Raw genomic sequence first — 14,015 nt, forward strand, 5'->3', positions numbered from 1 at the left:
GTTGCGGTCCGACCCTCCGGGCGACGGGGGAGGGCACGCGCAAAAACGAACAGCCGGGCGTCACCCGAGCAGCGAGACGAAGATCGCGGTGGTGACGAGCGTGCTGGACAGGAAGCAGCCGGCGGCGATCGGGTAGCCGATATGCTTCTCCATCGTTACTCCTCCGTCGCGTCGACGACGTCGACCCGGACGTTCTGCGTGAGTGCCTTCCGCGTGGTGTCCCAGTCGGGCCGGTCGATGACGACGTGGCCGTACTGGTGTGGGCTCTTGGCGGCCGGAACACGCTCGACGATTTCGACTTCGAGGTCCTCGTCGAACGCGGTGTAGACGGGCCGGAACGTCGACCGGGGCTCGTCTGTGCGCTCGCCGATTGGCTCGACGCTGGTGTCGGTTGGAGTGTCCATCGGGCCTGCGTACGCTTCGGTCGTCTCTTTCGGGGGTTTGGTCCAGCCCATATCAGAATTCACTCTACCCAACTCGGTGGATAAAAACTCGCTCTGGAGCGAGTCTATTCAGGCGGGCAGGCGTCGATTCACTCGGCCTCCTCGCGGTAGTCGTCGATGCTGAGGTCGTAGGCATGGTGAGCGCGGTCGCCTGCGCTACCGAAGTGGCCGCGAAGCTGCGCGAACGTGTGGAAGCCGGTCGCCGTGCAGCCGGCGACGGGACAGCCGTCTGGAACGGCGACGTGGTCGGTCTCGTATTTCGAGCGGTTGCGCGCGGCGAGCTCGGACGGGCTCGGGACGTCGCCAAGGCCGGGCACGCTGATCGTCTCGTCGGTGAACTCGCTCATCGGCCGTGCTGGTTCTGGAGCGTTCGCTTGGCGTCTTGGACGGCCTCGTCGATCTCGTCATCGGAGAGACTGTGCTGGAACGCCTCCTTCATCACGGTTCGGCGGATCGCTTCCTGGGCAGAGTCGGTTCCGAACTGCTCGTCGGCCACCTTCTGGGCGTCGACGCCCTCGAGTGCGATCGCGGTGAGCGGGACGATGACCTGCTTGATGCTCGTCCAGTCGGTGGTGTCGATCTCGGTGCCGACGAACTCGTCTTGCCAGTAGTCCTCGCGGATGTCGGCCTCTGAGAGGTGTCGGTCGGAGGTCGCCATGTTGAGGTCGGCGAGCTCGTCGGGGTCGCCGAACCACGTCGGGAAGCGTCCGGAGAGCGCGGCGGTCGCGACGTTGACGGCTTCGAGTTCGGACATCGATCCGGGCTCGGACGTCTCGCCGTTCACGACGGCGCGGTTCTCGATGGCGGCTCCGAGATACGACAGCAGTCGGTCGACCTTGCACCGACAGCCACGATGCTCGAAGTCGACGAGCTGGTCGAAGATGTCGTACTCGACGACACCGACCAGTCGGTCCGGCGTGATCGCCTCGAAGTCGATTCGATCAAGGGTGGGTGAATGGGCATTCATGTTTCCTTCTACCTCAATCGAGGGCTACAAACCCTCTGCGCGTCGTTTTCGGGACTGACGTAGTCGCCCATCCGAGGCGGGGACCGCGCCCGCCCGCTACCGCAGGCAGGCACGGTGGAACGTGTCCCCGAAGGGGACGCATCGCCCCGTCGCTGTCCGGATCGTGACCGAACGGAGGGAGCGGTCGCCTCCGTTCGGGATTCAGTGCGCTCGCACCTTGGCAAAAAAAGACGACGATGGCCCGGTTCTACTCGTCGCGACCCGCGTCGAACTCCTCGTCGCTGATCCGGCCCATCAGCCAGTCGTTCGTCGCTTCGATCCGCTCGGCCGAGATATCGTGCTCGCCGGCTTTCGACCCGTCCGCGTTCATCTCCATCAGCCACTGGTGGTTCTTCGCGTCCATGTCCCACGCGGGCGGCGAGGGCGCTTCACTGGACATCTTGCGACGGGTGCCCGGCCCATCCCCGTGTGCGAGATGGACGATTTCGGCTTCCGCGTCCACCGCAATCGACGTTTCCCACTCACCGTTCCGCTGGTAGGCGTTGACCTTGCCGCGCTCGATACGCACCTGGTCGCCCTCCTTGAGCGTCGGCTTGCGACCCGACTTCTGCCAGATGACCACCTTCACCGTGTCGTCGTTTTCGTCCGAGAGCAGCCCGACCTGCCGCTGGCCCGTTCCACGCGGGGACCAGAGCACGTCAACCGTCGCCTCGATCGTCGTCTGGTACTGCTGGAAGGGATCGATAGAGGCAATCGACTGCTTCACGTCCGGGAACTGCTCGACGCTCTCTTTGAGCCCGATAGTCGCGTTCGTAATGTGCTGGCCAGCCGCGAGTCGAACGGCGAGACACCGGGCGAACGACGCGCGTCCCATGTACGTTTCGTGCCCGAAGTGGTCAGCCAGCCGCTGAGCCGACGTGTTCGCTTCTGCCACCTGCGATTGCTCGAGGTCGCCCCACGGGTTCTCGTTCGTCTCGACCTCGGGTGCCTCCTCGCTCGTCGTCCGCGCGTAGTGCGTGTCAGCCGTGACCTCGGTTCTGCACCGCTCGGCCCGGTCCGGGATGTCCTCGCCCTTCTCGGCCGCCTGCTGGCGCACGCTCTCGAACCGCTCGGCGAGCGCCGTCGATTTTCGGTCCGCCTCGGCTTCGCCTTCGATCCGCTCTTCGACCGCTAACGTGTACGATTCACGGTCCATCTCCGGGTCATCGAAGCCCCGAGGCGCACGCCGCGACTCACGCCGACTGACCTGCCCTTCGATGCCCATGTCAGTCGTCTTCAGGCCGCCCGCCGCCTCGTTCGCGTCACCGAGCGCGACCGTCATCACGTCCGCGCCGACCGTGATCCCGCCCGTCCCGCCGAACGACTGTCGGCCAGTCTCCTCATTCGACCACACGCCCTGCATGTTCACGTCGTTATCCTGAATCCCGTACGCGCCCGTCTCGCCGATGTCGATGTTACGCATTTGTATTCAACTCCAAACCCAATGAGGCCTTTCGAGAACCCCATCACCCCGACTGGGTGATAAAAACTCTCTGGCGAATCAGCGAGCAGCCTGTGTGGAACAAAACTCACACAACCGCCGCCGACAGCCGGCACGACCCCTACTGGGTTCACCCTCACTATGATTTTCAACACCCCTCAACAGTTGGAAGCAACCGGGCGGCGTCCGGCACTGCGAGGAGCTCAGGCACGGTCGATTCCGAGGGAAGGGTCCCGCTCGGAGAGCGGGAAGGGTCCGGAAGGAATCGGGTGTGCCTGCGCCCGCAGCTGTCGGAACAGCGGGGGTCGCGCTAGCGGTCGGCGCGACCCTCGCTGTGTTCTGGTCGGGCCGAGCGGTGTGGAGAGGCCCGGACAGAACCGTGAGGGATTGGCCGGTGAAGTGGCCGATACCGCTGGAAGGGACCCGCGAGGACCTACCGGATCCGAGCGGGTAGGGTCCGGCGGTATCGAGGACCACATCACCGCCACAAGTTGGAAGCGTACAGGTGGGTGCCCCGTTGAATCGGTCGGAGACGGTGGAAGGGACCCGCCGAAGGCGGGTAGGGTCCGGCGTGATCCGACCGATATCAACGAGGGCACGCGCCTGAACGAACCGACAAGTGGTCTCCCCAACCCGCCCGGTTGACCGCCGACAAGTGGGGGGTGTGGTTAGCACTTATCCGGTCCTTCCGGCACGGCGAGGAGTGCTGTCGCGGGCGATTTCAATCGGAAGGGACCCGCTCGAAGAGCGGGAAGGAGTCCGGCAGGAATCGTCCGCGACAGCGCCCGCAGCTTGCCGGAGCAGTGGTGGTCGCGCCTGTGTGATAGCGCGACCGCCACTGGGTTCTGTGGCGGGCCGAGCGGTGTGGAGAGGCCCGGCGCAGAACCGCGAGCGGTTAAGTGCTAAGAAAATTGTGCTGTTTCCGCGGACTCCGGCGGTCGGCCCCCACCGCCGGAGCGGTTCCCGGTACGTGGCCTGGCAGCCGCCGCCGTCGAACCGCGTCACCCGTCAGATGCGCTCGATGAACAACGTGAACCCGGCGCGCACGGTCGATGTCGTCGGAAGGGACCCGCCGAAGGCGGGTAGGGTCCGTCGAGATCGTGAGCCGTGCGCGGTGGAGTGAACGCAGATGAATCGGGCGGATATGGTCGGGATTCCGCGCGAGCCGTCGGCTGCGAGCGGGCACTCTCCAGCGCGAGCGTGGTCGCTGAGCCGGTCGATTTCTGTGAGAAATCGTGACCCGGCTCAGTGCCGCTCGCGGTTCGGAGAGTGGCCAGCGAGTACGACCGACGGCGAGAACGGCCGCCGAGCCGGTCGAATTGCGGCAGACGGGACCCGCGCGCGGTTTGCGCGGGGAGTTGTCTGCCGGATTCGGCCCGGCCCGGCTCGGCGAGCCGTTCCGACGACGCGGAATGCGAGCGCGCAGCGAGCAAGCGGTTCGGTGGGGGCGGCAAGCCAGGGCGCGTTCCCGGAACCGTTTCGACTCGGCGGCACTGCCAGTCGACGCGCCGGGATGCGGCGGAAGGGACCCGCCCGGAGGGGCGGGTAGGGTCCGCCGGATGCCGGTGGGTCGAGTAGGCAGGGCGGCGAGTGCGCGGCGCGCGCTACTGCACGCGCCAGCGCAGAAATCGAGGAAGTGAGGAAACCTGGTCGTAGCACGACCCGATGTGAACAAAGGCCGCCGCAGGCGAGTGACGAGCGGTGTCGCGACGCGGCTGAGGTCGGTGGAAGGGACCCGCGAGCGGCTTGCGCTCGCGGGTAGGGTCCGGCGACGTCAGTCGGGTCGGGGCCGCGCAGTTCTCGACTGCGGTGGTCGCAGTGAACATCGGCTCTCGGGGGGTGGGTACTGAGCCGTGCGCGTCCGGCGAAAGCAACGCGATTCGCCGGAAGCGTGCGGGGTCAGTAACCCACCGCGCGTAGAGCAGCGTCCCGGAAATCAGCCGCTATAAACGACGTGCGCCTAAATCACCCACGTGCGGCGCGGTGAGAGTGGCCGACTATCTCCGATCGTCGTGTCGCTCTGGATCCAGCTGTCGCGTGCGAGGAACGCGCGTGCTGGTGGCTCGCGGTACTGGTGGGACTGAAAGGGGCTCGCCCTGTCGCGTTCACGTGGTCGCCTCGACCGGCCCCTATCCGAGCCGAACGGTGTGGAGAGGCACGGATATGCCGTCGAGCGGCCGCGACAGGGCGAGGGGCTTTCGAGGTGGGCTCTTAGGTCTCGTCGTAGAAGTCGTCAGCGTCGACGCGGGTCTCGCTACCTGGTCCGTGGACGATCACCACTTCCTCACCGAGCCGGTAGACCTCGTCGGCAGGGGTGATGTCGTTTGGTCCGTCTGGCGGATGACTGTAGTCGGGGGTGTTGGTCTCGTCCATCTGATCCTCCACCTGACTCGGGAGGTAAAAACGGCTGGTGGTCGCGGTCAGGCGCAGCCCGAGCGAGCGGTGTGGAGAGCGAGGGAGGGGGAGGCCGACGCAACTATGTCCGTCGGTCTCCGGCCTCGGCGGGAGGGGCGGAGCGGAGCGTAACGGTAGCAGCGAGCGAAAGCGAAAGGGACGGACTCGATCAGTACCGCATCGAGTCCGCGCCCGCTTCGATCATATCCGCTGCTTCGCGGAGCGTCTCGGCGACCTGCTTTGCCTCGTCTTCGTCGATGGTCTCGACCGCGGAACAGCTCATCTCGCGGCACTCGATGAGGTGCTCGAGGTGTTCGGAGGCGTTGGTTGCTTTCTCGGTACCACGCACGAGGGTTCGACCGCCTGCGCTTCGCGCCATACGCGCTCCCGTACCCCGAACGCCCCTAATGGTCTTGCCGCGAGCGAAGCGAGCGGCCCCAGTGGGGCAACCGCAAGCCGGCGCTACTGCACCGGAAGGGCGGTTGCATGGCCTTTAGGGGTGTTCGGGAAGACCGGGCGCTGGCGCGAAGCAGACATACCCGGCGAGTGGGTCGCCAGCCTGCTGGCGACGCACGCGCCGGCCCCGGCAAACATCTACGTCTTGGCGCAGCCCGAGCGGGCGGTGTGGAGAGCGAGGGAGGGGGAGGCGCGAGCGATTAGCGGTGAGCGAGCGGCTCCGGCCTCGGTGGGAGGGGCGCTGAAAAGACGAGAAGGTCGGCTAGGCCATCGACCACAACGAGGTTGCGTTGGGGCGGAGATCGAGGAAGGGGATCGTCTTCGGGACTGAGCCGAAGTTGATCTGCGTGAGGACCAGTCCGGTGGCGGCGTCTCGCATGTCGAGTTTCGACGCGAACGCGGCGGTGTGGGTGAAGATCGGCGTCCGCGGGGCGTGGGCGGGAACCTCGTGACGGTCGCGGTCCTCGACGTCGATCGCGGCGACGACGGCGGGGACATCCTCGGGGCGGACCAGAATGCCGTAGAACACACCGCCGTACTCGGTGTGGACGGAGCGGACGTCGACGCCGCCGAAGGATCCCTCGGCATCGCCTGTGGTTTGGAGTTCTGCGGGGAGGTCCTCACGGGTGACGCGCGGCGAGTCGAACGAGAACGCCTCGACGGAGTCATCAACGACGGTCGCGTGCTGGGCGAACTCCTCGACGCCGATCCCGACTTCGGGGCCGTCGTCGCTGGCCTTGTGGCGCGAGGCTGCGAGATACCTCGCGTCGAGTTCGCTGTTTTCGGAAACGGTGTAGGTCTCGTCTTCGATTCGGACGTTGTATGCGGTGGTGGACATGGGTGTGGAGTCTCTGCTGTGGGTTTCGCGGCGAGCTCGGAACAGTCAGCGGTAGTCGTCGATCCGCACTTTCAGGTGCTTGTGAGAGTCGTCGCCTCCGGCGACCTTCCCGCCGATATGGCCGCGGAGCTGCTTGAACTCGTCAGAGTGGAAGCTACAGCCGCTTGCGGGACAGGCCCCCGTCTCGACGTAGGGGGTGACTGCTCCACCGCCGGACTGTTCACCTACGGGCTCGGCTGCGGTCTCCGCCGCGGGGATGTCGATGTGCTTGAGGAATGTCTGGAGGTGTCCCGCGACATCGTGGCCCCAATCGAGGAAGTGCTGGAGACAGCTCTCGGTAGCGCCCGCCTCGAAGTGCCACCGGCCACCATCGAATCGGGCGTGCGCTGTGAGTTCGGGGATCGCGTTGAACGCATCTCTCGTCTTGTACGGGGTTTTGGTTATGAGCCGCTCATTCATGAATCGCCCATCGTCGCTGGGGAGCGAAACCGAGCCGGCAAAGAAGATATCGTCCTTCTTCCGGTACGTCACGTCCTGTTCGTACACGGCGTCGCGGCTCGCCGGCAACCCACTGAAGCGGATGACCGGATTCGCGTCGACGAGCTCGGGCATAGTGTGAGCGATCTCGGTGAGCTTCTCGATCGGATCGTCGATGGTCTCGCGGTTGTGCTGGCTAACTGGGCTAACTGTTGACTGTGACATTGTCTCGAATCCTCTGTCCAAATCGGGGAATAGAAACTCTCTGCGGGTTCGTTTACCGCCGAGTGGGGCCGCTACATCTCGCGGAGTAGCCCACGGACTGGCGTTACAAGAACACTGGAAAAACGGTGTGGGGGGTCTCGGGAAGTGGTGGCACGAAAAACACTGGAAAAACGGTGTGGGGCAGGGGGGAAGAACACTGGAAAACCGGAGTGGGTCTACTCGTCGTCGGCGAACTCGTTGAGGACCTCGTCGGCGTGTTCGTATTCGTGGCGCGTCCGGGGGGAGTTGTACCGCCGGATACAGTCGAGCATCGGCGACGAGATCGCGTGCCAGCCTTCCACTGAGGCGTGCTCGGTAACGTAGCCGACGAGGTCGTCCTTGCTGAAGTCGCGCGAGGATGTCTTGATCGAGTCGACGGCGACGAGAACGTCGTTGTCCGGGGCGTTGAGGATATGTCCGTAGCCGGCGGCGTGCGGGTGCGGGTACCCACGGAGGATTCGCATGTCGTCATCGACTTCGTCCCGGAAGGCGCGGTGGTGTTTCGGGACGACCTTGAGGATCCGGCCCTGCTTCTCGTCGTGATACACTGCCCGCCCGAAGTCGTCGACGCCGACGAGCCACGTGTTGTAGTGGGTGGTTTCGCCGGTCTGGTGGTGGACCTTGGTGCGTCGGAGGGAAGCGTCCCACTTCTTCAGCGAGAACGGAGTGTAGCAGCTTCGGCAGATGCGGCCGACCTCGGGGAGGGAGATCGCGTCACGGTCGGTGGAGTGGCCGCATTCGTGCGTGCTCTCGGTCATCGTCTCTTGGGTCTGGGGTTGTGAACTGCCAGTCATATCTCTCGCTTCAATCGAGATGTAAAAACTGCTCTGCGGGGCGCGAACCTGCTGTCCGGGGCGGTGATCAGGAATGCGGTCAGGCGCAGCCCGAGCGGGCGGTGTGGAGAGCGAGGGAGGGGGAGGCCGACTGAAAGGAGGGCTCCGGCCTCGGCGGGAGGGGCGCACAAAAGAGAAAGAAGAGAAGAGAGGGGCAGACGCACACAACAACGACGGAAGGGGGCTCGCCTCGCCTCAGTCGTCAGCCGGGCCGGCGACCGCAGCGGCCTCGGCCGCGACCGGGCGACTGTCGTCCTGGGGCGTCTCCGGCTCGGCCGTCTCGGCCGGCTCTTCGACGCCCAGCCCGACGTTCTCGAGGTCCTCGTCCGAGAGGCGCTCGCGCAGGTCCGCTTCCTGCTCGTCGGTCAGGTCCTCGACCTCGATGCCGCCCTCGCGGTTGCTCTCGAGGAGCGCGCGCGTCCAGTCGAGCACACCGCCGACGCCGCCGCTGGGTCGGACAGAGCGGATCTCGCCCGGTGCCTTCGACGCGAACTTGACCCAGTCGTTCTGGCCGCGAACGTCGCCAGCCGCGTGCTCGTAGCTGTCCGTGCCGTCCTCGATGATGATGACGTGCTCGGCCGTCGCCAGACTGTCGAAGTAGTCCGAGAGGAGCCGCTCGGTCGCTTTCGCCTTCGACTTCGCCTTCGCCCGCCCGATACGCGCGCTGCCGCCGAACTCGCGCTCGCTCTCGTCGAGGCTGTTCTCGTCTTCGAGCAGCTGGAGAACCTCGTAGTTGATGAGGTTCCGGTCGTCACGGTCCGAGAGGTCGAACGCCTCGATCTCGTCAGCCGTCATGTCGTGGACCTGCGCGACTGCCGCCACGATGGGCTTGTCGCCGTCCTGGGCGACGCCCTCGACGGAGTAGCCGCTGCCGCTCTCGGCGGGGTCATCGAGGAACATCCGGAAGTCGAGCGAGTAGCTGTCGACATCGGGGCCGTCCGAACCGAACATCTCGCCGACCGCCTCAGCGATCTCGTAGCTTCCGCGGACGACGACTTCGTCCATGGACTGGCCGAGGTTGCCAGCGAGACCGTTCACAGCCGAGCAGATCTCGTCCGCCATCGCATCCATGTCCGCGATGTATCGCGGGTTCCCGGCGATGCCGGTGGGGATGACGAGGACAGTGTTGTTGGAGTCGATACTACCGTTCTGGGGAGTGCTGGTTGCGCTCATTGGATTCACCTAAATCGAGGGATGGATCATCGGAACGAACGAGAACATGTCTTCGTTCGCGCCTCTCACTTCAACGCCCCTCGCCCCAACCGGGGTATATAAACCCTCCTGCGGTCGCTTCGAGGAGCTTGGGATGCGTTCCGACATCTCACCCAGCACGCTGGCTGTGGTGGTCTGGTCGGAGTGTGACTTCTCGAACATCCCTCTACCCAATTCGGGGACTATAAAATCTCCCGGCGTGGGCCTGCTGTGTGGGATACACGACGGAAGTCCCTGTCCAACCACTCTCGTAGGCTGGTCAGTGGTACTCCCGTATGCTACTGTTCGAGTCATCCCTCACTTCACTCGGGTCATATAAACCTCTCCTGCGGTGCTGCCCTTGGTATCGCATCAGTCGGTCGCTGGCTCGCTTGCGGATCGGTGGCTGTCCCCCGGCGCAGCCCGAGCGGGCGGTGTGGAGAGCGAGGGAGGGGGAGGCGCGAGCGATCGGCGGCGAGCGAGCGGTTCCGGCCTCGGCGGGAGGAGCCCAGATCGGGAGTACGGCGAAGCGGCGTGATGGTACCAAAAGGGGGGTCCTACACTCGCTGGCGGCGACCAGTGTCGATGGGTGACGCTGACGAGGTGAGGAACTCATCGAAGACGGGTTCGTCAACACGGTGGACGTGACCGCAGTTGCTACACTGGAATTTGTTCTCGCTGAGCGGTTCTGAGTTGCAGCCTGATTGGCAAGCCATTGTTATTAGACCTCACTCGAAACCGGGGAATAGAAACTCTCTGCGGGGCGCTTGGACATACTTGGGGTGGGCCGATACGAAGCGAAGCGGGCGGAATGGCGCAGCCCGCCGCGCTCGCCGTACGAGCGCAAGGGAGGGGGAGGCCGACTGAAAGGAGGGTTCCGGCCTCGGTGGGAGGGGCTGAGCGGTCTGTGGTGTCTGTGGGGTCCCACTCGTCGCGCGTGACTCCGACGCGCGTGGTGGTGGCTCAGACGCCGTAGGATGCTCGCTGTGCGTCCGCCGGATTCGGGTGTGGTTTTCCACTCGCGGGAGCGCGGAACGTCTCACGGTCGGCGGTGGCGTCTGGAGGGCGCAGGGGGAGACGACGCAGTCCGGTGTGGTTCGGAACGGGTCGTCACTCGTCTCGGTCGAGCGCGTCGAATATCGAGGCCATGCTGCCGTGGATCTTGGTGAACGCGGCTTTCGCCGCCTCAGCTAGCTGGATCATCGTGTGGTCGGTGACTTGGAAGTCGACACTGTCGTCCGTATCACGGGCGACGAGTCGGATCGTGACGACGTCCTCGGCATCCTGGTGGATCTTGATGTCACCGAGAAAGCCCAGTTCGTGCGTCGGTTCAGTGATCAGCGGGTCGTCGAATTTGTTGGGGTTGTCCGTCATAGGTGGTTAGGCGTCGAGTTCCGCGACGATCGTCGGGTCGTGCTCCTTGAACGGCTTCCAGGCGTAGTTGCCGAAGTGGTAATCGCACCGACCTGCGGCGAGCGACTTGAGACCGCGGGCAGTATCTTCGCCGACACCGTCGATCAGCGTGAGCTTCCACTTCTCGTTGTGGTGGATGTCGGGAATCGTCGAGAAGCCGGCCCGCCGAAGGTTCGTCGCGAGCTGCTTCCCGACGCCGAACAGACTCTCGATATTGATCAGCGCATCCGGCATGTGCTGGATGGCGAGCGACCGGTTGTGAATATCGTAGATGTCGAGTTCAGCGATTTCGGCCTCAGTCTGTCCGGCTCGTCCTGCGGTCTGGGTCTGGTGTGTACTCATTTCGAATACGCCTCACCCAAAACGGTGGTTAAAAAAATCTCTGCGGGGCGCTTAGGGGGTGGTGTTCTGAGAGGTACATTAACTATAGTTGAACGTGATATCTGAATATGAAGGTTGAGATAGAACCTACTCATGTTGGAGAAAGGGCAGCCCCAGAAAGAGTGAAATTGGACTATGAGGGGGAATGGGTGACGGGTACGATGGTCATAGAGGAGTGTACTACGGAGGGAAGTACGTCCGGCGGTTCCGGGCATCTGATCTTCACGACTGGGGGGGACAATATGTACAAGTTCAGGCGCTGTGCCGATGGTGAGGGTATTATATCAACAGTTGAAGATGTCGAGTTTCCTGCTCTGGCAATTCCTAGTGATTCTGCTATTGCCCTCGAAGATAACCTCTATCTGCTCTGTGAGAGAGAATAAGACAGGAGTTTGTTCGTAGTGAACTGAGTTCGGGTCTTGAAACGTGATCGCCGGGTCCGATTGATCGGCCTCGTTTTCTAGGATTGGTGCTGCTTTCTTCCGGCGCAGCCCGAGCGGGCGGTGTGGAGAGCGAGGGAGGGGGAGGCGCGAGCGATTGGCGGAGAGTGAGCGTCTCCGGCCTCGGCGGGAGGGGTTGTCGCTGCTCGCGAAGCGGTATCGCGCGGATCGGTGCTGTCGACGGTCGAGGACCGCGCCTCGGTCAGGCGCAGTCCTCGCAGATGACCTCGCGCTCGGGGCCGCCGACGAAGCCGGATGCGTACTCGAGGTTGGCCGTGGGGACGAGCCCCGACTTGCCGCAGCGGTCGCACGACGCCGTCGAGTGGGCCGCCGCCGCGCACGTCTCGCCGTGGGGGTCATGGTCGGGCTTCTGGAACTCCGGTTCGTCGCGACTCTTGAACGTGACGACCATCGGCTCGGGTTCCTCGTCGATGCGCTCTGTAGCGGCGGTGTCACCGGGCATGTCTGAATCCGAACCGCGGTTGCGGGTATTACCTCGCCCCCTTGTGGGGTGACCGAAGGGAACCGCGAGCGGGCGGTGTGGAGAGCGAGCGGCGACGGTTTTACCAGCAACCGCGGAAGTCGGGTGAGTGCCCGGTGACTCCGCCAGCGCCGGAGAGCGCGTCGGCGGCCGAGCCGTCGGAACGTTCAGGCGACAACCGCGGGTGGAGTTCCGCCGGCCATGACGCGGCGAGCGGGGTGGTGGCCCCGGTGCGGCGTGCGGCGGCAAGCGGGGCGGCCCGAGCGGACGGCCTCGCGGAGCCGGCGGCAGCGGACAGGCGCAGCCCGAGCGACTGGCTGAGAGCGAGGGAGGGGGAGGCGTGAGCGATTGGCGGTGAGCGAACGGCTCCGGCCTCGGCGGGAGGGGCCTAGTGGCGAACGGTTGCTTGGAGTGTAACCCACTGAAGAAACCGAGCGTGTCGGGGTTTTCGCGGTCCCCGGTATGACGATTCTGTACGCCCTCACCGAAGCTATCTCGAGAATGAGAGGTGGTTATTTGCCGGATCTGCAATGCCACTAAGGAGTTCTGCGATGCCTTTCCCGACGGGGTCTGGGTGAATGTTGTTGATGTCGCGATCCGAAACGGACAGTAAGCCGTCGTGTTCTGGGTGGCCGATGGTGCATGAGTCGGTTGACGTGAACTGGTGAGCGTCGATTGTGTTGACGCTATGTTTGGCGTGAAGCTTCTCGTTGATGTCGAACACGTCAGAGTCTCTGAAACTCGGCGCGGCTTGATAGACAAGGGGAAGAATGTCCATTTCGGCGATGTCCTCTTTGGTGACATCCTCTGCGAGGGTTTCCTCGTTGACTCCTGTGAGTCTCGGAGCGTAAATGAACTCTGAGTCGCGGTGTTGGATGGTTAGCAATACATCACGGGAGGTGCCATCGGTAAAGATGATCTCCACGTCGTTCGTGATTGGGAGTTCCACACAGCACTTTTCTCGGTATGTTGATAAAGCTCTGCTGGTCAGGACAGTTCATGGGGCGGGGTTGTATCGCTGAATGGCGCAGCCCGAGTGGGCGGTGTGGAGAGCGAGGGAGGGGGAGGCGCGAACGACTGGCGGAGAGTGAGCGTCTCCGGCCTCGGCGGGAGGGACTGAACGGAAGCTGGCCGCGGTCGGCGGGGACCCGGTTGGAGCGGTCGCCTCTAGTCGCTGTTCCACGCCGGCTTGTTGTGCGTTTGGTGCCGGTGGGCGATCCGCTCGAAGTAGGGGATCATCACATCGACCATGGGTTCGAAGCGGCGGGTGTCGTGGAGTTCGACGCCGAGCGTGTATCGTGCGGCCTCCGGCCCGTGGCCGGACTGGCCTTCTCGCGGCTTGTTGGGGTAGTCCGGGTCTTGGAGTGCTGCTTGGAGTTCGTACACCTGCGCCTGCTTCATCGGCGTCCAGTAGTCGCCGCCGACCTTGTGGCGACGCCAGGCGATCGTGGAGCAGTCTGCGTACTCCGGGTCCATCCCGACGGCGGTCGCGCGGCGGCTGAATGCGTCTCGGATGGGGGACCAATCCGCGTCGGCGAGTTCTGAAAGGTCCAGCTCACCGCCGTTGCGACAGGTGTCTTCGAGGGCGTCCTTTTCCCAGAGTGCGTCGACATACGCTTCGCCTGCTTCGATCGCGGCCGCTTCGTCTAGATGTTCGAACTGGAAGGCATCGACGGCGGCGAACGCCTCGATGGATGCCGCTCGCTGTCGCTGGTCGTGGTACATGAAGCCCATACCGAGGGATTCGGCAACAGTTCGAGGCGTCTGCTCGCTGGTCTGACTTGGAGTCATTTCTATCTCTCAGTTCCCCTCGGAGGTCAGAAAATACCCAACGGCGAGGAGATCACAACGACGGGCGACGGGACTCGGCTGATTAGTCCGGTGCCGTCCGGCTGGGCGTTCGCGAGTGGTCAGGCGCAGCCCGAGCGGGCGGTGTGGAGAGCGAGGGAGGGGGAGG

The 14,015-nt window shown here is 64.4% G+C and carries 16 protein-coding genes; 1 reads left to right on the forward strand and 15 read right to left on the reverse strand.

Features of this window, described 5'->3' with window-relative positions:
- Positions 1–155 precede the first annotated feature (155 nt).
- The 12 genes from NO887_RS09230 to NO887_RS09285 all read right to left on the reverse strand — a co-directional run bounded on the left by NO887_RS09230 (position 156) and on the right by NO887_RS09285 (position 11,098).
- Positions 156–455 (reverse strand): hypothetical protein, encoded by a 300-nt coding sequence (locus NO887_RS09230; RefSeq protein ID WP_256418064.1) that lies wholly within the window; start codon positions 453–455, stop codon positions 156–158.
- Between the two features lie 77 nt (positions 456–532).
- Positions 533–790 (reverse strand): hypothetical protein, encoded by a 258-nt coding sequence (locus tag NO887_RS09235; RefSeq protein ID WP_256418065.1) that lies wholly within the window; start codon positions 788–790, stop codon positions 533–535.
- Entirely contained in the window at positions 787–1,410 is a 624-nt protein-coding gene (locus NO887_RS09240; protein ID WP_256418066.1) for a hypothetical protein, read from the reverse strand. Before NO887_RS09240 ends, NO887_RS09235 begins: the two co-directional genes overlap by 4 nt.
- A 247-nt stretch (positions 1,411–1,657) precedes the next feature.
- A complete protein-coding gene (locus NO887_RS09245; RefSeq protein ID WP_256418067.1) occupies positions 1,658–2,872 on the reverse strand; it encodes a hypothetical protein in 1,215 nt (404 codons plus the stop codon).
- Positions 2,873–5,101: 2,229 nt separating this feature from the next.
- The gene (locus tag NO887_RS09250; RefSeq protein WP_256396955.1) at positions 5,102–5,263 is read right to left on the reverse strand and encodes a hypothetical protein; all 162 of its coding nucleotides are present in this window, start codon (positions 5,261–5,263) and stop codon (positions 5,102–5,104) included.
- Positions 5,264–5,453: 190 nt separating this feature from the next.
- Positions 5,454–5,663 carry a hypothetical protein gene (locus NO887_RS09255; protein ID WP_256396954.1) on the reverse strand — a complete coding sequence of 70 codons (210 nt, stop codon included), beginning with the start codon at positions 5,661–5,663 and terminating at the stop codon, positions 5,454–5,456.
- Between the two features lie 339 nt (positions 5,664–6,002).
- Complete coding sequence (locus NO887_RS09260) at positions 6,003–6,578, reverse strand: hypothetical protein (protein WP_256396953.1); 576 nt, start codon at positions 6,576–6,578, stop codon at positions 6,003–6,005.
- A 45-nt stretch (positions 6,579–6,623) separates the two neighbouring features.
- Entirely contained in the window at positions 6,624–7,280 is a 657-nt protein-coding gene (locus NO887_RS09265; protein WP_256396952.1) for a hypothetical protein, read from the reverse strand.
- Between the two features lie 215 nt (positions 7,281–7,495).
- Positions 7,496–8,113 carry a hypothetical protein gene (locus NO887_RS09270; RefSeq protein ID WP_256396951.1) on the reverse strand — a complete coding sequence of 206 codons (618 nt, stop codon included), beginning with the start codon at positions 8,111–8,113 and terminating at the stop codon, positions 7,496–7,498.
- A 234-nt stretch (positions 8,114–8,347) separates the two neighbouring features.
- Positions 8,348–9,325, reverse strand: a complete 978-nt coding sequence (locus NO887_RS09275) for a hypothetical protein (RefSeq protein ID WP_256396950.1) — start codon at positions 9,323–9,325, stop codon at positions 8,348–8,350.
- Positions 9,326–10,453: 1,128 nt separating this feature from the next.
- Positions 10,454–10,717: a hypothetical protein gene (locus tag NO887_RS09280; protein WP_256396948.1), complete on the reverse strand. Its 264-nt coding sequence runs from the start codon at positions 10,715–10,717 to the stop codon at positions 10,454–10,456.
- A gap of 6 nt (positions 10,718–10,723) precedes the next feature.
- Positions 10,724–11,098 carry a helix-hairpin-helix domain-containing protein gene (locus tag NO887_RS09285; RefSeq protein WP_256418068.1) on the reverse strand — a complete coding sequence of 125 codons (375 nt, stop codon included), beginning with the start codon at positions 11,096–11,098 and terminating at the stop codon, positions 10,724–10,726.
- 107 nt (positions 11,099–11,205) lie between these two features.
- On the opposite strand from NO887_RS09285, the gene NO887_RS09290 reads away from it, so the two are divergent.
- Entirely contained in the window at positions 11,206–11,520 is a 315-nt protein-coding gene (locus NO887_RS09290; protein WP_256396946.1) for a hypothetical protein, read from the forward strand.
- Between the two features lie 259 nt (positions 11,521–11,779).
- Here NO887_RS09290 and NO887_RS09295 read toward each other — a convergent pair whose 3' ends face one another.
- From NO887_RS09295 to NO887_RS09305, 3 genes are all read right to left on the reverse strand, one after another.
- On the reverse strand, positions 11,780–12,040 hold the full coding sequence (locus NO887_RS09295) for a hypothetical protein (RefSeq protein WP_256418069.1): 261 nt from the start codon (positions 12,038–12,040) through the stop codon (positions 11,780–11,782).
- A 508-nt stretch (positions 12,041–12,548) separates the two neighbouring features.
- On the reverse strand, positions 12,549–13,007 hold the full coding sequence (locus tag NO887_RS09300) for a hypothetical protein (RefSeq protein WP_256396944.1): 459 nt from the start codon (positions 13,005–13,007) through the stop codon (positions 12,549–12,551).
- 218 nt (positions 13,008–13,225) lie between these two features.
- Complete coding sequence (locus NO887_RS09305; protein WP_256418070.1) at positions 13,226–13,849, reverse strand: hypothetical protein; 624 nt, start codon at positions 13,847–13,849, stop codon at positions 13,226–13,228.
- Between the last annotated feature and the right edge of the window lie 166 nt (positions 13,850–14,015).

The organism is Halorubrum laminariae (assembly GCF_024494655.1).
Classification (GTDB): Archaea; Halobacteriota; Halobacteria; order Halobacteriales; family Haloferacaceae; genus Halorubrum; species Halorubrum laminariae.